The 18302-nt window shown below is 66.3% G+C and carries 11 protein-coding genes; 8 read left to right on the top strand and 3 right to left on the bottom strand.

Annotation, left to right across the window (positions count from 1 at the left end):
- Positions 1-7: 7 nt before the first annotated feature.
- The 6 genes from astA (at position 8) to AC3XQU_RS19070 (ending at position 11060) form a co-directional block, all read left to right on the top strand.
- Entirely contained in the window at positions 8-1054 is a 1047-nt protein-coding gene (astA, locus tag AC3XQU_RS19095) for an arginine N-succinyltransferase (RefSeq protein ID WP_489875739.1), read from the top strand.
- Positions 1047-2528, top strand: a complete 1482-nt coding sequence (astD, locus tag AC3XQU_RS19090) for a succinylglutamate-semialdehyde dehydrogenase (RefSeq protein ID WP_489875738.1) — start codon at positions 1047-1049, stop codon at positions 2526-2528. The genes astA and astD overlap by 8 nt, the downstream gene beginning before the upstream one ends.
- Positions 2529-2530: 2 nt before the next feature.
- The gene (astB, locus tag AC3XQU_RS19085; protein WP_489875737.1) at positions 2531-3874 is read left to right on the top strand and encodes an N-succinylarginine dihydrolase; all 1344 of its coding nucleotides are present in this window, start codon (positions 2531-2533) and stop codon (positions 3872-3874) included.
- A 189-nt stretch (positions 3875-4063) separates the two neighbouring features.
- Positions 4064-8773 carry an NAD-glutamate dehydrogenase domain-containing protein gene (locus AC3XQU_RS19080; protein WP_489875736.1) on the top strand — a complete coding sequence of 1570 codons (4710 nt, stop codon included), beginning with the start codon at positions 4064-4066 and terminating at the stop codon, positions 8771-8773.
- Between the two features lie 3 nt (positions 8774-8776).
- Positions 8777-9778, top strand: a complete 1002-nt coding sequence (locus tag AC3XQU_RS19075) for a succinylglutamate desuccinylase (RefSeq protein ID WP_489875735.1) — start codon at positions 8777-8779, stop codon at positions 9776-9778.
- Between the two features lie 166 nt (positions 9779-9944).
- A complete protein-coding gene (locus AC3XQU_RS19070) occupies positions 9945-11060 on the top strand; it encodes an NADH:flavin oxidoreductase/NADH oxidase (protein ID WP_489875734.1) in 1116 nt (371 codons plus the stop codon).
- Positions 11061-11073: 13 nt separating this feature from the next.
- On the opposite strand, the gene AC3XQU_RS19065 is transcribed toward AC3XQU_RS19070, so the two are convergent.
- On the bottom strand, positions 11074-12261 hold the full coding sequence (locus tag AC3XQU_RS19065; protein ID WP_489875733.1) for a globin domain-containing protein: 1188 nt from the start codon (positions 12259-12261) through the stop codon (positions 11074-11076).
- 228 nt (positions 12262-12489) lie between these two features.
- Between AC3XQU_RS19065 and AC3XQU_RS19060 the strand changes: the two genes are divergently transcribed.
- Together AC3XQU_RS19060 and AC3XQU_RS19055 are read left to right on the top strand one after the other, a co-directional pair.
- Positions 12490-13959, top strand: coding sequence for an APC family permease (locus tag AC3XQU_RS19060; RefSeq protein ID WP_489875732.1), 1470 nt, complete (start codon positions 12490-12492; stop codon positions 13957-13959).
- 12 nt (positions 13960-13971) lie between these two features.
- Positions 13972-14613, top strand: a complete 642-nt coding sequence (locus tag AC3XQU_RS19055) for a CatA-like O-acetyltransferase (protein ID WP_489875731.1) — start codon at positions 13972-13974, stop codon at positions 14611-14613.
- Between the two features lie 98 nt (positions 14614-14711).
- On the opposite strand, the gene AC3XQU_RS19050 is transcribed toward AC3XQU_RS19055, so the two are convergent.
- The gene (locus AC3XQU_RS19050; RefSeq protein WP_489875730.1) at positions 14712-16871 is read right to left on the bottom strand and encodes a S46 family peptidase; all 2160 of its coding nucleotides are present in this window, start codon (positions 16869-16871) and stop codon (positions 14712-14714) included.
- 144 nt (positions 16872-17015) lie between these two features.
- On the bottom strand, positions 17016-18293 hold the full coding sequence (gene cls, locus AC3XQU_RS19045) for a cardiolipin synthase (protein WP_489875729.1): 1278 nt from the start codon (positions 18291-18293) through the stop codon (positions 17016-17018).
- Positions 18294-18302: the final 9 nt, after the last annotated feature.

The raw sequence follows: 18302 nt of genomic DNA, 5'->3' as shown, positions 1-18302 counted from the left end.
GGACTCCATGCTTGTAATCCGTGCAATCAAAACGACCGACCTGGACGCCCTGATGGAGATGGCGCGCCAGGCCGGCAGCGGCATGACCACCCTCAAGCCCGACACCAAGATGCTGGGCGACCGCATCGCCACCGCGGTGGCCTCGTTCAACGAGACCATCCCGCCGGACGAGCGCGACTACATGTTCGTGCTCGAGCACACCGCGCAGTCCGGCGAGCCTGCCGGCATCGCGGGCGTGTGCGCCATCAAGGGCGCGGTCGGCCTGACCGAGCCCTTCTACAACTACCGCATCGGCACCCTGGTGCACTGCAGCCGCGAACTGAACGTGTTCACGCGCATGGAAACCCTGTACCTGTCGAACGACCTGACCGGCTCGACCGAATTGTGCTCGCTGTTCCTGCTGCCGCAATACCGCGCCGGCTTCAACGGCAAGTGGCTCTCGAAAAGCCGTTTCCTGTTCATCGCCCAGTTCCAGCACATGTTCACCGAAAAGCTCATCGCCGAGATGCGCGGCTACCAGGACGACCAGGGCGTCTCGCCTTTCTACGAAGGCCTGGGCCGGCATTTCTTCAAGATGGACTTCAACCATGTGGATGGCCTGACCGCGATCGGCAAGAAGTCCTTCATCGCCGAACTGATGCCGCGCCAGCCGCTGTACGTCGACTACCTGCCGGAATCGGCGCGCGAAGTCATCGGCCAGGTGCACACCTCGACCCTCCCGGCGCGCAAGCTCCTGGAAAACGAAGGCATGCATTACGAAGGCTATGTCGACATCTTCGACGCCGGCCCGGTGCTGCAGGGCCGCGTGTCCGAGCTGCGCGCGGTGCGCGACAGCGTGCTGGCAACCGCCGAGGAGGGCGTTGCCGAGGGCGAGACCGAGCACGTGCTGGTCTCGAACACCAAGCTGGCCGATTTCCGCATGATCCTCACCCGCGCCGTTCCCGGCGCCAACCGCGTCGCCTTGAGCGCCCAGGAACTCTCGCAGCTGCATGTGCAGGCCGGCGACGAAGTGCGCACGCTGACCCTCAACGCAAGGAAGAATGCCCATGGCTAATCTGTCGAACTACATCAACGGCGAGTGGCTCGCCGGCAGCGGCGAGGAGCTCGCCACCATCGATCCGTCGACCGGCCGCCAGACCTGGACCAGCCGGCAGTCGACCGCGCAAGACGTGCAGCAGGCAGTGGCCGCAGCACGCGCGCAGTTCGAAGCCTGGGCCCTGAGCCCGCTGGAGGCGCGTATCGCCATCGCCACCCGTTTCCGCGACCTGCTCAAGGAGCATGCCGAGGAACTGGCCGGCATCATCGCCGAGGAAGTCGGCAAGCCGCTGTGGGAAGCGCGCACGGAAGTGGCCACCATGGCCAACAAGATCGACATCTCGGTGCAGTCCTATGGCGCACGTACCGGCGAGACGCAGGCCAAGGTCGCCGACGGCAATGCCGTGCTGCGCCACCGCCCGCACGGCGTGTTCGCCGTGTTCGGCCCCTACAACTTCCCGGGCCATCTGCCCAACGGCCACATCGTGCCGGCCCTGATCGCCGGCAACACCGTGGTGTTCAAGCCGAGCGAATACGCGCCGCGCACCGCGGTGAAGACCGTGCAGCTGTGGGAGCAGGCTGGCCTGCCCAAGGGCGTGCTGAACCTGGTCAACGGCGGGCGCGACACGGGCGTAGCGCTGGGCCAGGCCGAGGACATCGACGGCGTCCTGTTCACCGGCAGCAGCCAGACCGGTGCCGCCCTGCACAAGCAGTTCGGCGGCCAGCCGGGCAAGATGCTGGCGCTGGAAATGGGCGGCAACAACCCGCTGGTCGTGTGGGACATCAAGAACGACGCCAAGGACATCGACGCGGCCGTGCACCACGCCGTGATGTCGGCCTTTATCTCGGCCGGCCAGCGCTGCACCTGCGCGCGCCGCCTGGTCATCCAGGAAGGCCCGGCGGGCCAGGCCTTCCTCGAGCGCCTGGTGCAGGTCGCCTCGACCCTGCAGGTCGGCGCCTCGAACGCCGAGCCGCAGCCCTTCATGGGCCCGGTGGTCTCGAGCGCCGTCGCGGCGCGCCTGGTGCAGGCGCAAGCCGACATGGCTGCCAAGGGCGGCAAGGTGCTGCTGCAGATGAAGCAGCTCGATCCGAACGCCGGCTTCGTCACCGCCGGCATTGTCGACACCACCGACGCCCAGGGCATCCCGGACGAAGAGTGGTTCGGCCCGCTGCTGCAGGTGATCCGCGTGAAGGACTTCGACGCGGCCATGCGTGCGGCGAACGCCACCGAATTCGGCCTGGCCGCGGCCCTGCTGTCGCCGTCGGAAGAACTGTGGCAGCGCTTCGCCGTGCGCGCCCGCGCCGGCATCGTCAACTGGAACCGCCCGACCACGGGAGCGGCCAGCTCGGCGCCTTTCGGGGGCGTCGGCAAGTCGGGCAACCACCGCCCGAGCGCCTATTACGCGGCCGATTACTGCGCCTACCCGGTCGCCTCGATCGAGACGGCCGAACTTGAACTGCCGGCCAAGCTGTCGCCGGGACTGAGCTTCTAATTATGCGTACTGCCCGCGAATTCAACTTCGATGGCCTGGTCGGGCCATCCCACAACTACGCCGGCCTCTCGTTCGGCAACGTCGCTTCGTTCAGCAATGTGCGCAGTGCCTCGAACCCGCGCCAGGCCGCGCTGCAGGGCCTGGCCAAGATGCGCGCGCTGGCGGCGCGCGGCTTCGCCCAGGCCGTGATGCCGCCGCAGGCGCGCCCGAATTTCCGGCTGCTGCGCCGCATCGGCTTCTCGGGCAGCGACGCCGACGTGCTGGCCCAGGCCATGCGCGAGGCGCCGGTGATCCTGGCCTGTGCTTATTCGGCCGCGCCGATGTGGACCGCGAATGCCGCCACCGTCAGCCCGTCGAGCGACACCCGCGACGGGCGCGTGCACTTCACCGCCGCGAACCTGAACAACAAGCTGCACCGTTCGGAAGAGTACGTGCAGGCCACGCGCACGCTGCGCGCCATCTTCGGCAACACCGACCACTTCATGGTGCACGACGCGCTGCCGCCGGTGCCGGCCTTCGGCGACGAAGGCGCGGCTAACCACACGCGCTTTGCCAGTGCGCACGGCGCTGCCGGCGTCGAGTTTTTTGTCTACGGCCGCGTCGAGTTCGACCCGTCCGCCCCAAGCCCGAAGAAATACCCGGCGCGTCAGACCCTGGAAGCCTCGCAGGCGGTGGCGCGCCTGCACGGGCTGGACCCGGCGCGCACCGTGTTCGCCTCGCAGAACCCGGAGGTGATCGACCAGGGCGTGTTCCACAACGACGTGATCGCGGTCGGCAACGGCAACGTGCTGTTCTATCACGAGCAGGCCTTCCTCGACGAAACCGGTACGCTCGACGCGCTGCGCCGCACGCTGGAGAGCGTCGATACCGGCCTGGTGCCGGTGCGGGTGGCCAGCGCGCAGGTGCCGGTGGCCGATGCGGTGGCCAGCTACCTGTTCAACAGCCAGCTGCTCACCAAGCCCGATGGCGCCATGGCGCTGCTGGTGCCGCACGAATGCCGCGAGAATGAGGCGGTGGCGCGCTACCTGGACGGCATGGTCGCCGGCGGCGGCCCGATCGACGAGCTGCTCGAATTCGACCTGCGCCAGAGCATGCGCAACGGCGGCGGGCCGGCCTGCCTGCGGCTGCGCGTGGCGCTCACCGACGACGAGGCGCGCGCCATGCACCAGGGGGTGATCATGACCGAGACGCTGTATGCACAACTGGTGACCTGGGTCGAGCGCCATTACCGTGACCACGTCGAGCCGAAAGACCTGGCCGACCCGCAGCTGGCGATCGAATGCCTGGCCGCCCTCGAGGAACTGGAACGCATCCTTGGCCTGCCGGGTCTTTACGACCTGTCCTGAACCCCCACGCGGCCAAGCGGAACGGGCGTGACCCGGTGCGCATGGCATGTTCTAATAACGGATTGCCGCACCGGGAATGCTGCGGCGCATACGGAATTCGGATGGGACACCCCCGTCCAATATAGAGCCAGGGCAGCGCAAAGCCACAAGCTGACAAGCGCGCCGGGCACACAAACTTTGGAGAAGCAAATGAAAGACATGCCACAAGACCTGCGGAACCAGACGCTCGCGCTGGTGAATGCAAACCACGCCGGCGCCGGCGCTCCGCAGCAAGTGGGCGCGCTGATCAGCGCGTGGCTCGGATCGCTCGACGACGAAGACCTGGCCGGCACCGCGCCCGAGAGCCTGGCGCCGGTGCTGTGGGAAGGTTTCTCGCAGCTGGCCCAGCGCACCGGCCCTGGCTGCCAGATCGCGCAGATGCAGTATTCCGACGGGCGTGGCGGCATGGCCACCGCATTGCTGATCCTGAACGCCGACATGCCTTACCTGGTCGACTCCTTCGTGATGGCCCTGCGCAAGGAACGCCAGATCGCCACCGGGGTGATGAACGCCGTGCTGGCCGTGCGGCGCGACGCCAGCGGCGCCGCCGTCTCCGTCGGTGAAGCCGGCGCCCCGCTCGAATCGATCGTGCTGGTGCTGCTCAACGACGAACTCGAATTCGCCGAACTCGACGCGCTGACCGCGCGCATCCGCATGGTGGCCAGCGACGCCGCCGTGGTGCACCGCGACGCCGTCAAGATGGCCGACCGCATGACCGCCGTCGCCGCCGCCGCCGCCCAGGCAGGCACCGCCGAAGGCCAGGAAGTCGCAGCCTTCCTCGAATGGGCCAAGAACGAGGGCTTCGAGCCCTTCGGCTACGCCTACTACATGGTCAAGGAAGGCGTGCGCGAGCTCGAGCGCGACGTCCCGAGCCGCATCGGCGTCCTGCAGGACACCGCGCACCCGGTCTACGGCACCTGCCTGGCCAACATCCCGGGCGACTTCGAAACCCTGTCGCGCCGCGCCGACACCCTGTCGATCGTGAAAGCCGACGTCGAAGGCACCCTGCACCGCGACCAGCCGCTGGACTTCATCGGCGTGCGCAACACCGACGCCCAAGGCAAGATCCTGGGCGAGCACTGCTTCGTGGGCCTGTTCACCCGCGCCGCCACCTCGACCCCGCTGGCGCGCCTGCCGTTCGCGCGCGGCCGCGTCGCCAAGGTGCTGTCGATCGCCGGCGTGCGCCAGGAAGGCTTCCGCGCCGAGAAATTTGTCGAGATCCTCGAGTCGCTGCCGCGCACCGAGGCGCTCGAAGCCGAACCGGAATGGCTGGCCCAGGTCTGCAGCTCGGTGGTGTCGCTGTACAAGCAGCCGCGCCCGAAAGTCTTCGCCCGCCGCGACGTCTATGCGCGCCACCTGAACGTGCTGGTCTACCTGCCGCGCGAGCGCTACAGCGCGCAAGTGGCGTCCGGCCTGGCCGCGGCCCTCAAGCAAAGCTCGGGCGCCAGCGACGTGCGCGTGCAGACCCTGGTGGCCGACGGCCCGCTGGCCCGCGTCTACCTGATCGCCCATGCCGCGCGCAACCCGCTCGACCTGGAAACCGACATCCAGCAGCCGCTGCTGTCGGTGCTGGACGGCTGGCATGACCGCTTTGCCGCGGTGACCAACACCATCGAAGACGCCGGCCTGCGCAGCAGCCTGCGCAAGCTCGGCGCCAACCTGCCGGTCTCCTTTGTCACCAACACCGCGCCGGAAACCGCCTTCCGCGACCTGCAGGCCTTGATCAAGAACGGCCAGCAGAACCGCGTCACCGCGCGTGTCGAACCGGGCGACGACGCCAATGGCATCGATGCCTCGATCCGCCTGTACTCGGGCGAAGTCGTGCCTTCGCTGTCGCGCATCCTGCCGGCCCTGCAGAACGCCGGCATCGCCGTCGATCGCGAGCAGACCTGGTCGTTCACCACCGCCGATGGCTCGCGCCACCACGTCACCGCCCTGGCGGTGGACGACGAGAGCGGCGCCAAGCTGGTCAAGCAAGGCGTCATTCCGGTGGCCGAAGAGCTGTTCACCGCGCTGTTCAACGGCGAAGCCGAAGACGGCCGCATGAACGGCCTGACCATCGAAGGCGGCCTGGCCATGCGCGAAGTGCAGCTGGTGCGTGCCTACATCAGCTACTGGCGCCAGCTCGGCTCGAAGTTCTCGGTGCGCTACATGGCCGAGACCCTGCGCACCCAGCCGGCCCTGGTCAAGGAATTCGTCACCGCCTTCCTGCTGCGCTTCGATCCGAAACTGGGCGAGTCCGAGCATGCCGCCGGCACCGCCAAGCTGGCCGCGCTCAAGGCCGGCCTGTCGAGCGTGAACCACGCCGACACCGAAGAAATCATGGCTGCCCTGGTCGACCTGGCCCTGGCCACGGTGCGCACCAACTACTTCCAGAACGACGGCGAGAAGCTGATCTTCAAGATCGACACCAGCAACCTGGTGCTGGCCCCCGAGCCGCGTCCTTACCGCGAGATCTACGTGTTCTCGCGCCGCTTCGAAGGCGTGCACCTGCGCGGCGGCCCGGTCGCCCGCGGCGGCCTGCGCTGGTCGGACCGCATGGAAGACTACCGCACCGAAGTGCTGGGCCTGGTGAAGGCGCAGATGGTGAAGAACGCCGTCATCGTGCCGGCCGGCTCGAAGGGCGGTTTCGTGTGCAAGCAGATGCCGACCGGCGCCGCCCGTGAAGTGGTGGCAGCGGAAGGCGAATCGGTCTACCGCCTGTTCATCGCCAGCCTGCTGGAAGTGACCGACAACCGCGTGCGCGGCGCCATCGTCCCGCCGGAAAACACCGTGCGCTACGACCAGGACGACCCGTACCTGGTGGTGGCTGCCGACAAGGGCACTGCGACCTTCTCGGACATCGCCAACAGCATCGCCGTCCAGCGCGGCTTCTGGCTGGGCGACGCCTTTGCCTCGGGCGGCTCGAACGGCTACGACCACAAGAAGATGGGCATCACCGCCAAGGGCGCGTTCGAAGCGGTCAAGCGCCACTTCTATGAACTGGGCCACGACATGAAGACCACCCCGATCACCATGGTCGGCGTGGGCGACATGTCCGGCGACGTGTTCGGCAACGGCGTGCTGCTGTCGCGCCAGCTGAAGGTGCTGGCCGCCTTCGACCACCGCCACATCTTCCTCGATCCGAATCCGGAAGTCGAAGCCTCGTTCAACGAGCGCCAGCGCATGTTCGCGCTGCCGCGTTCGTCGTGGGAAGACTACGACAAGAGCCTGATCTCGCAGGGCGGCGGCGTGTATCCGCGCTCGGCCCGTTCGATCGACCTGAGCCCGGAAGTGCGCGCTGCGCTGGACATCCAGGAAACGGCGCTGGCGCCTGAAGAACTGATGCACCGCATCCTGCTGGCCCCGGTCGACCTGTTCTACAACGGCGGCATCGGCACCTATATCAAGGCCTCGAACGAAACCCATGCGCAAGTAAAAGACCGCGCCAACGACCGCATCCGCGTCAATGGCAGCGAACTGCGCTGCAAGGTCGTCTCCGAAGGCGGCAACCTGGGCGCGACCCAGGCCGGCCGTATCGAATTCGCACTGGCCGGCGGCCGCATCTTCACCGATGCGATCGACAACTCGGCCGGCGTGGATTGCTCCGACCACGAAGTGAACATCAAGATCTGGCTGGATACCGAAGTCAATGCCGGCGAACTGCCGGAAGGCGACCGTAACCGCATCCTGAACGAGATGACCGGCGACGTCGAGCGCCTGGTCCTGCGCGACAACACCCAGCAGACCCATCTGCTGACCCGCGAAGCGCAGGCGCAGGCCACCGGCTCCACCGTGGACGGCTATGCCGCCCTGATCACCAACCTGGAGTCCGACGGTTCGGTCTCGCGCGAACTGGAGCAGCTGCCGAGCGACGCCGAGCTGCAGCGCCGCAAGGCACTGGGCCTGGGCCTCTCCGCCCCGGAACTGGCGGTCGTCGTGGCCAACGTCAAGAACCGCTTCAAGCGCACCCTGTCGGCGCTGGATCTCACCGGCGAATCCTGGGCCGATTCGCTGCTGCGCCCTTACTTCCCGGCGCAGCTGGTGGCGACCCGCGATCCGCTGAACCACCCGCTGGCCAATACCATCCTGGCCACCGTGCTGGCCAACGAAGCGGTCAACCGCTGCGGCCCGCTGATGCTGCGCGACCTGGCAGCCGAGCACCGCGTCGATGAAACCGAAGTGGTCAAGGCCTGGGCGCGTGCCTGGGCGGCCCTGCACCTGGCGCCGGTGTTCGATGCGCTCGACGCCGACGCATTGACCGTGCCGCGCGACGTGTCGATGGCGGTCGACGCCCGCACCCGTGCGCTGCTGCGCGCCGTGATCGAAGGCGTGCTCTCGCTGCCGGAAGGCACCGACGGCATGGCCGAACTGTCCTCGCTGTTCGGCCAGGCCGACCAGCTGCGCAGCCTGACCCCGGCCCGTTCGGAAGCCGATGGCCACAGCGGCCTGCCGGCATCGTTCACCGCAGCCTGGAAAGCCGTCGAGACCATCGAGTCGCTGGCGACCTTCCTGTTCGCGGCCGTGTCGGTGCAGCGTCCAAGCGGCATGAGCCTGGCCCAGTTCCTGCAGGTCGGCATGGCGCTGCGCCAGCAGGCCGGCATCGACACCCTGGAACGCGGCCTCAAGCTGCCGGCCCAGGGTAAGGCCCAGGAACAGCTGCGCAACTACGCGATGCAGGCATTGCGCCGCACCCAGCAGCGCCTGCTGCTGCAGGTGATCGAGCGTGCCGGCCAGGGCGGCGATGCGCTGGCGGCGGTGGGCGACGTCACTAAGGCGCGCGGCCTGACGGGCTTTGCCCAGCCGGTCGAGCTCGAGCAAGCCATGCTGGACGTCTGGGCGCTGTCGGAAGGCTCGAGCCCGGACCGCCTGGCTGCCTGATCGATGAGCGCAGCGGAATCTTCTGCGCTGCCCGAAGCGGTGCGCCTGCTTGCCGGAGGCGACTTCGGCACGGTGGCGCAGCGCTTCACCGAGGCTGGTTTTGCGGTGAGCCTGCCGGCCGCCGGCATCCTCACGGTAAAAGGCGCCGCATCCGATGCGGCGCGCCCTGCCGTGCTGGTGTCGGTGGGTGTGCATGGCGACGAGACCGGGCCGATCGAAATGGTCGCCTGGCTGATCGAAGCCCTGTCGCATACCCCGCAGGCGCTGGCGGTGGACCTGATGCTCTGTGTCGGCAGCATCGACGCGATCAAGGCGGGCAAGCGTTTCATCGATGCGGACCTGAACCGCATGTTCCGCAGCGAACGCGGCGCGCTGGCAGGCAGCTTCGAGGCGGCGCGCGCCGATACCATCATCGCGGCCACGCAAGCGTTTTTTGCGGGAGCCGGGCCGGCGCGCTGGCACCTGGACCTGCACACGGCGATCCGTCCTTCGCACTACCCGATGTTCGCGATCGTGCCGGAGCTGATTGCCGATGCACCACGCAAGGCCTTGATCGACTGGCTGGGACAGGCGGCGATCGGCGCCGTCATCATGAACCCGAAGTCGGTCGGCACCTACAGCTATTACACGAGCGAACACCATGGCGCCGCGGGGACCACCGTGGAACTGGGGCGGGTCGGGACGCTGGGGCAGAACGATTTGTCGCAGTTTGCCGATGCGTCGCAGGCGCTGGACCGGCTGCTGCGCGGGCAGGCGGGCGAGCCAGCCAAGGCTGCACCGCACGTGTATGCCACGGCGCGGCAGGTGATCAAGCTGTCCGACGCGTTCACGATGTCGGTGGGACGCGAGACCTGGAATTTCACCCCGATGAAGAAGGGCGAGGTCATCGCCACCGATGGCGACACGGTTTACACCGTGGAGCATGACGAGGAGCTGGTGGTGTTTCCGAATCCGGATGTGCGGGTTGGTTTGCGCGCTGGCCTCATGGTGACGCGGATCGGCTGATCTAGCCAACTTGGGCCCCGGCCTGCGCCGGGGCGACGGTTTCCAAGCCCAACGCATCAAGCACGTCATCCCGGCGAAGGCCGGGATCCAGGCTCGTCCCGCAGGCCACGCAGCAAAAATCCTTCCATACCGCTAGACTCAACCCTTTGCACACCGCGGAGGCCTCATGAGCATGCTCTTCTCCCCAGTTTCCCTGGGACCCCTGCAACTCCCGAACCGCATCGCCATCGCCCCGATGTGCCAATACTCGGCAAGCAAGGGTCTGGCCACCGACTGGCACATGATCCACCTCGGCGGACTGGCGCTGTCCGGCGCGGCCCTCCTGATCATCGAAGCCACCGCCGTCACGCCCGAGGGCCGCATCTCCCCCGACGACCTGGGCCTGTGGTCCGACGCCCACGCCGAAGCCCTGGCGCCGGTGATCCGCGCCATGCGCAGCCATTCGCCGATCAAGATCGCCATCCAGCTGGGCCACGCCGGGCGCAAGGCTTCGAGCGAAGTGCCGTGGGAAGGCGGCGCGAATATCCCGCCATCCGAAGCGCGCGGCTGGCAGACGGTCGCGCCCTCAAGCCTGCCGCATGCCGACGGCGAAACGGTACCGCTGGCGCTGGATGAAGCGGGGCTGGCGCGCATCAAGGAAGGCTTCGTGGCCGCCGCGCACCGCGCCCATGCGCTGGACCTCGATGCGATCGAGCTGCACGGCGCCCACGGCTACCTGCTGCACCAGTTCCTGTCGCCGCTGGCCAACCGGCGCACGGATGCCTACGGTGGCGCGCTGGAGAACCGCATGCGCTTCCCGCTCGAGGTCTTCGAGGCCGTGCGCGCGGCGGTGCCGAGGGAGATGGCGGTGGGCATGCGCATCTCGGCCACGGACTGGGTCGACGGCGGCTGGGAGATCGAGCAGAGCCTGCGCTTTGCCAGCGAACTGCAGGCGCGCGGCTGCGACTTCATCCACGTGTCCAGCGGCGGGGTATCGCCGCGGCAGGAGATTCCGCTCGGGCCGGGCTACCAGGTGGCGTTTGCCGAGCGGATCAAGCGCGAGACGGGCTTGCCGACCATCGGCGTGGGCTTGATCACCGAAGCGCAGCAGGCGGAAAACATCCTGCAGCAGGGCCAGGCCGATGTGATCGGGTTGGCGCGCGCGATGCTGTACGACCCGCGCTGGGCCTGGCATGCGGCGGCGGAACTGGGGGAGCAGGTGTTCGCGCCGCCGCAGTATTGGCGCTCGCAGCCGCGCGAGCACAAGAATCTGTTCGGGACGACGCGGCTGGGGCAGCGCTGAGCTAGCGTCTACATCACAGCAGGTGGTCCAGCAAGTCCGGCCCGAACACCTCGCGGTGCAAGCGCGAGGCCGGGGCACCCGCCGCCAGCAGCGCATTCCACTGCGCGTGCATGAAGGGCAGGGGTCCGCATAGATAGACGTTGGTCTCGCTGCGCGGCCAGGACGGCAGGCGCGCCAGGTCCATCCTGCCCTTCAAGGCCCCTGCTGCATCGCCCTCTTCATGGAAGCTCACGACGTGCAAATGCGGCATGCGCGCCTGCGCCGCGGCGACGTCAGCCTGGTGCGGATGATGCGCCGCATTGCGCGCGGCATGGGCGAAGATCACGCGGCGCTGCGGGTTGACCATGGCGATGCGGTTCAGCGCAGCGATCATCGGCGTGATGCCTACGCCGGCCGAGAGCAGCACCACCGGCTCGTCCGATTCGGTATCGGGCAGGAAGTCGCCAAAGGGATGGGTCAGGTGCAGGACATCGCCGATGTTGACGTTGTCGTGCAGCCAGGTCGAGACTTCGCCGGCAGGCAGGGGGCTGGCGCCATCCTCGCGCTTGACCGAGATGCGCAGGCTGTCCTTGCCCGGAGCGTCCGACAAACTGTACTGGCGCAGCTGGCGGCGGCCATCCTTGAAATCCACCGCCACGCTGACGTACTGGCCGGCCTTGAAGGGCGGCAGGGCGCCGTCGACCGGCGCGAAACGGATCGAGGCGACATTGTCGCTCTCGCGCACCACGTCCAGCACGCGCATCGGGCGCGTCTGTCCCGGCTGCACGCCGGCGTCGGCATACATCTTCGCTTCCGCATCGATCAAGAGGGTCGCCAGCGAGGTATAGGCTTCTTCCCAGGCCTTGAGCAGCGGTTCGGTGGCGGCATCGCCCAGGATCGACTTGATCGCGCCGAGCAGGTGGTGGCCGACGATCGGGTAGTGCTCGGCGCGGATGCCGACCGAGGCGTGCTTGTGCACGATGCGGCTCACGACCGGTCCGAGCGCCCCTGCATTGCCGATGTTGGCGGCATACGCGAATACCGCCGAGGCCAGCGACTGCTGCTGCACGCCCCTTGCCTGGTTGCCCATGTTGAACAGGCGGGTCAGCTCCGGGTGCGCCGCGAACATGCTGCGGTAGAACTCGGTGGTGATGGCCAGGCCATGCTCGCGCAAGACGGGAACGGAGGCGTCGATATAGGGCCGGGAAGCGGTCGAGATCATGATATTTTCCTTATAGATGCATTGAAAGTGCATGTTTAAAGCCAAAAAAAGGGTCCGGACGAAGGGCGGGATTCGTGCGAACCCAGCCATTTTATCAAAACATGTTTGAACAATACATCTTTGATCAAACTATTTTTCGGTGATAACACAACAACCCCTATAATCGCAGGCTTTGATTGGCGCTTGCTCTTGCGCCGCTACCTTGCCAACCGCACCAAAGGACTACCCGTGAATCTGACCCTGGGCCAAAAGCTGATCCGCACGAAACCCGCTGGCCGTCATCATGACGACAGCGACGGCACGAGCGACGGCGGCCTGCAGCGGTCGCTCGGGCTGTTCCCGCTGACCATGATCGGGGTCGGCGCCACCATCGGCACCGGCATCTTCTTCACGATGGTCGAGGCGGTGCCCAAGGCCGGTCCGGCCGTGATCCTCTCCTTCTTGCTGGCGGCCCTGACCGCCGGCCTGACCGCCTTGTGCTACGCCGAGCTGGCCGGGCGCGTGCCGGCGGCCGGCTCGTCCTACTCGTTCGCCTATGCCACCGTGGGCGAATTCGCCGCCTTCATCGTGGCGGCCTGCCTGCTGCTCGAATACGGCCTGGCGGGCAGCGCGGTGGCGATCGGCTGGTCCGACTACCTGAACAACTTCCTGACCAATGCCTTCGGCTGGGAGATCCCGGCCCACCTGCGCTCGCCGATGTTCGTGTCGGACCACCATAACGTGCACTTCACGCCGGGGAACTTCAACCTGCCGCCGGTGCTCCTGATCGCCATGTGCTGCATCATGCTGGTACGCGGCACCAAGGAATCGGCCACCACCAACGCCATCATGGTGCTGGTCAAGCTGGCCATCCTGGTCTTCTTCTGTGTGATCGCCTTCACCGGCTTCAACGCCGACAACTTCACGCCTTTCTTCAATACCGACGATACCAACGGCTATGCAGGCATGGCCGGCGTGACCGCCGCCGCCGGCACCGTGTTCTTCTCCTTTATCGGCCTGGACACCATCGCCACCGCCGGCGAAGAAGTGAACAACCCGCGCCGCAACGTCCCGATCGGCATCCTGGCCGCACTGGTGATCGTGACCGTGTTCTACCTGATGGTGGCACTGGCCGCGATGGGCGCCCAGCCGGCCCGCATGTTCGAAGGCCAGGAAGCCGGCCTGTCGGTGATCCTGCAGAACGTGACCGGCCAGGCCTGGCCGGCGCTGGTGCTGTCGGCGGGCGCCGTGGTGTCGGTGTTCTCGGTGACCCTGGTGACGATCTACGGCCAGACCCGCATCCTGTACGCGATCAGCCGCGACGGCCTGATCCCGAAGACCTTCCAGAAGGTGAACAAGCGCACCCTGGCCCCGACCGCCAATACCGTGATCGTCTGCGTCGTGGTGGCCCTGGTGGCCGGCCTGGTCGACGCGACCTTCCTGTGGGATATGGTGAGCATGGGCACGCTGACCGCCTTCATCGTCGTCTCGATCGCGGTGCCGGTGATCCGCGCCAAGCAGGGCGCCGGCGAACCGGGCGGCTTCCGCGTGCCTTTCGGTCCCTACCTGATCCCGGGCCTGTCGGTGCTGGCCTGCCTGTACATCATGAAGGATCTGTCGGCGACCACCTTCCGCATCTTCTTCATCTGGATGGCGGTGGCCGTGGCCACCTACTTCCTGTACAGCGTGCGCCACAGCCGCCTGAACAAGGCGCAGTAAGGGCAGGGCAGGATGCTGGAAAACTTTGAACGAAGGCGCGACCGCTTCGCGCTGTTCGACGGCATGGACAGCGCGGCGGTCAACCTGTGCTTCCCGCTCGAGCTGCCGGACTTCCGGCCCTGGTGCAAGCAGCAGGGCCTGGCCCCCTTCCACGTGCTGCTGTGCGCCGTGCTGCGCTCGGTGCTCAAGATCGAGAACTTCCGCTGGCGCCTGCTCGACGGCGAGGTGTTTTGCATCGAGCGCCTGCGGCCCTCGTTCACGGTGGTGAACCACCATAACGACCTGAACTTCGCCCAGTTTGCCTGGACCGACGACCTGCGCGAGTTCGTCGCCCGCGGCATCGCGGCGCGCGAAGAGGCCGGCGCCATGACGGAACTGAACGCCACCTACCGCGGCATGTCGCCACGCGAGGCCAAGGAGCAGGTCTTCGTCACCTGCATCCCGTGGCTGGCCTTCACCTCGATCCAGCATCCGAGCATGACGCTCGCGCATCCGGACATTCCCTCCTTCGCATGGGGCAAGTTCCGCGACATTGGCGGCGGGCGCCTGGAGCTGCCGTTCTCGGTGCAGGCTCACCACGGTTTCGTGGACGGCTTCCACATCCACCAGCTGGCGCAGCAGGTTGCGGCCGAGCTGGACGCGATGATGGGCTAGCGCTTCCTCCCGACAATTCATCGAGGCGAAAAAAAAGCCACGCGGCCTATGCGGCAGCGTGGCTTTTTGCATGGCGCCCGCAGGCGCCACCCGAACGTTTATTGCGCGTTCATTTCCTTGAGCAGGTTGTCGGCCTTGTCCACGTGCTTCATGTTCCACAGCATGTAGCGGCTGTCGACCTGGATCGAGCGGGTGTTGGCGTTGTTGAAGTCCCAGTCCGAGATGATCGAATCGAGGGTGCCGTCGAAGGCCAGGCCGATCAGCTCGCCCTTGGCGTTCAGCGCAGCCGAACCCGAGTTGCCGCCGGTGATGTCCAGCGTGGCCAGGTAGTTGACCGGCACGGTCTTGAGCTTCGGATCGACATACTTGCCGAAGTCCTTGGCCTTGATCGCCGCCAGCTGTGGCGCCGGTGCATTGAATTCGCCTTCGCCGGTGTGCTTGGCGGTGATGCCCTTGGTGGTGGTGAACGCGGTCCAGGCGCCGGTGCCGTCGGCGCCGTGTGCGCGGCCGGCGATCTTGCCGAAGGTCACGCGCAGGGTGCCGTTGGCGTCTGGATAGACGGCCTGGCCCTTGCTGTTCATGTAGGCGATCTTGGCCTTCATGTAGTTGCCATAGGCTTGCTGGATCTTGCCTGCCAGTTCCTCTTCCTTGGCTTCCTCCTTCATGCCCGCGTCGTACATCGCGACGGCGGCCTTGATGAAGCTGTCGTTCGAGGCCTGGAATTCGGCCGGCGACTTCTTCAGCCATGCGCTGCGCTCGTCCTTGTTGGCCAGCTTGGAACCGGCATAGATGCGGTCCAGTGCGGCCTTCAGTTCGGCTTCGGTCATGCCGGCGCGCAGGCCCAGGGCGGCGTCGAACGCGGCGTCGTGTTCGGCGGCAGGCTGGGCGTTGTACTTGGTCAGGAAGTTCAGTACCAGCGCCTTGTCGACCTTTTCGTCGTAGGTGCGGTCCTGGCCGGCAATGACCGAGTTCCAGCGCGGCATGTCGCGTTCCTGGTAGCCCGACTTGCGTTCGGTGTCCGGCTTGGTGCGCTCGTTGGCCAGGCGGTACAGCGAACGTGCCGAGGACAGGAACTTCGGCTGGGCATAGCCCAGGAAGAAGGTCTTCTTCGCGCCGGCGTCGCGCTCGGCGATCAGCTGCTCGACCTGCTCGATGTCGGCGCCGTACTGGGCCTTGCGTGCTGCGTTGCCGTTGACCCAGGCTTTCAGGGCGTTGTGCTCGGCGGTCTTGCGCTGCAGGAAGTCGCTACCCTCGTAGGAGGTCAGCATGCCCTTGCGGTTCTTGTAGTAGTTGTTGACGCTGGCGATCTGGCCGGCGTACTTGAGCTTGGCGGCCGGATCGTTCTTGGTCTCGCGCTCGATGATGGCCAGGGTCTCGCCCGATGCCGCGACGAATGCCGGATAGTTCCAGTCGAAGGTCGAGGCCACTTCCGACGGCAGGCGGTGGCGGTTGGTGCGGCCAGGGTAGCCCAGCACCATGATGAAATCGCCTTCCTTCGCGCCGTCCTTGGCGATCTTCAGCACGTGCTTCGGCTGGTAGGGAACGTTGTCCTTCGAGAACTCGGCGGCCTTGCCGTCCTTGCTCACGTAGGCGCGGTAGAAGCCGTAGTCGCCGGTGTGGCGCGGCCACATCCAGTTGTCGGTATCGCCGCCGAACTTGCCCACGCCGGCCGGTGGCGCGTGCACCAGGCGCACGTCGCGGATCTCGAGCTGCTTGAGTCGGTAGAACTCCAGGCCGCCGTAGTAGCTGGCCACGGTGCAGCGGTAGCCTGCATCCTTTTCGCATTCGGCCACCAGTTTCTTCTGGTTCTTTTCGATGGCGTCGATACGGGCCTTGCCGCTGAGCTTGGCGACTTCAGGGGTGATGATCTGGGTGGTGACGTTGGCGACTTCCTCGGTCACGTAGACGCGGCTGCCCGGGGCGGCCGGCAGCTCCTCGTTGAGGCTCTTGGCCAGGAAACCGTTCGCCAGCAGGTCGCGTTCCGGGGTCGAATTGACCGCGATGCTGTTGTAGACGCAGTGGTGGTTGGTGACCACCAGGCCTTGCGGCGACACGAACGAGGCCGAGCAGCCGCCCAGGCTCACGATGGCGCCCATCGGGAATTCGGTCAGCTTGGTCAGGTTCGCCGGATCCAGCTTGAGGCCGGCGGCTTTCAGTTGCTTGGCTACTTGTGGCAGCTGCTGCGGCATCCACATGCCTTCGTCCGCTTGTGCGGCGAAGCTGGTCAGGATGGCCAGCGAGAGGAGAGTCTTTTTCATTCGCGTCAGTCTGTTAGGGAAGGGAACACTCTTGGGACTCCATGAGCAGCCAAGAGTATCCGTAATACATATCCCTAACGTCAAGCACTATGTCGACCGCGCAAATTCAATTGCCGCCAGGAGGGAAACACCCCTCACTTGTCTTTACAACTGCGCCTTCACGAGCGAGGCCAGGCCGGTCGTCACGCGCTGCCACCAGGGGCGTTCGCGGAAGGCTTCCTGGGTGACCTGCTTGGCCAGGCGCCAGTCGGCCTCGAAAATGGCTTCCTGCTCGCGCGCGAAATCCGCGTCCAGCACGTTCAGGTTGGCTTCGTCGTTGATGCTGAACGAGCGGTTGTCGAAATTGGTCGAGCCGACCGACACCAGCAGCGAATCGACGATCAGTCCTTTGACGTGGTACATGGTGGGCTGGTACTCGGCCAGCTTGACGCCGGCGGCCAGCAGTTCGGGCCAGCGCTCGCGCGACGCCGCCTTGACCAGGTCGGAGTCGATGAACTTGCCCGGCATGATGATGCGTACCCGCACGCCACGTTTCGCCGCTTCCATCAGGGTGCGGATGGTCAGGTCGTCCGGCACGAAATAGGCGGCCGACAGGTCGATGGTCTTGCGCGCGGACGTGATGGACATCAGGTACATCAGGTGCATCGATTCGCTGCCGCCGGTGGGCGAGCTGGAGAACATCTGGGCTGGCATGTTCCCGACCGGCTTCAAGGCAGGGAAATAATCGGCGCCGTCGAGCACGGTGCCGGTGGCCTTGAGCCAGTTGTCGTTGAACACGGCTTGCATCTGGCCGACAGCCGGGCCTTCGATGCGGAAATGGGTGTCGCGCCAGTGCTTCTCGTCCTGGGCATTGCCGCGCCACTGGTCGGCAATGCCGACGCCGCCCGTGAAGCCGATCTTGCCGTCGATGATGAGCAGCTTGCGGTGGGTGCGGTTGTTCAGGCGGGCCAGTTTCCACCAGACCGGCTTGTGGTAGCGCTGCACCAGGACGCCGGCGGCCTTGAGCGCATCGATCTGGGCCAGGTCCATTTTCACGCTGCCCATGAAATCGAGCATCAGGTGCACCTTGACGCCGGCGCGCGCGCGCTCGGCCAGGGCATCGGAGAATTCCTTGCCGATCGATTCCGACCAGTAGATATAGGTTTCGAAGGTAATGGTTTTTTCGGCCGAGCGGATCGCCGCCAGCATGGACGGGAAGATCTGGTCGCCGTTGAGCAGCGCCTCGACCTTGTTGCCTTCCACGATGGGCGGGCCGAGCAGCACGCCCAGCGAGCGGCGGAACTGGGCGTCGTTGGTGTCGTACTGGTGGGTGAGGCGGGTTTCGATCTGCTTTTCGCCGGGCATGAAATTCAGCGCGAGCACACCCAGCACGAGGCTGGCGGCGCAAGAGATCAGGACTATCCAGAAGATTTTTGCTCGCATGGTGCAATC

Source organism: Telluria sp. AZSoR62, from assembly GCF_058111565.1.
This window is presented reverse-complemented; position numbering and strand designations above follow the sequence as displayed.

Excerpts from the sequence above, each read along its gene's own strand:
- AC3XQU_RS19070 (WP_489875734.1), top strand. The coding sequence starts at position 9,945 with ATGAGCATGCTCTTCTCCCCAGTTTCCCTGGGACCCCTGCAACTCCCG.
- AC3XQU_RS19075 (WP_489875735.1), top strand. The coding sequence starts at position 8,777 with ATGAGCGCAGCGGAATCTTCTGCGCTGCCCGAAGCGGTGCGCCTGCTT.
- AC3XQU_RS19080 (WP_489875736.1), top strand. The coding sequence starts at position 4,064 with ATGAAAGACATGCCACAAGACCTGCGGAACCAGACGCTCGCGCTGGTG.
- astD (WP_489875738.1), top strand. The coding sequence starts at position 1,047 with ATGGCTAATCTGTCGAACTACATCAACGGCGAGTGGCTCGCCGGCAGC.
- cls (WP_489875729.1), bottom strand. The coding sequence starts at position 18,293 with ATGCGAGCAAAAATCTTCTGGATAGTCCTGATCTCTTGCGCCGCCAGC.
- astA (WP_489875739.1), top strand. The coding sequence starts at position 8 with ATGCTTGTAATCCGTGCAATCAAAACGACCGACCTGGACGCCCTGATG.
- astB (WP_489875737.1), top strand. The coding sequence starts at position 2,531 with ATGCGTACTGCCCGCGAATTCAACTTCGATGGCCTGGTCGGGCCATCC.
- AC3XQU_RS19065 (WP_489875733.1), bottom strand. The coding sequence starts at position 12,261 with ATGATCTCGACCGCTTCCCGGCCCTATATCGACGCCTCCGTTCCCGTC.
- AC3XQU_RS19050 (WP_489875730.1), bottom strand. The coding sequence starts at position 16,871 with ATGAAAAAGACTCTCCTCTCGCTGGCCATCCTGACCAGCTTCGCCGCA.
- AC3XQU_RS19055 (WP_489875731.1), top strand. The coding sequence starts at position 13,972 with ATGCTGGAAAACTTTGAACGAAGGCGCGACCGCTTCGCGCTGTTCGAC.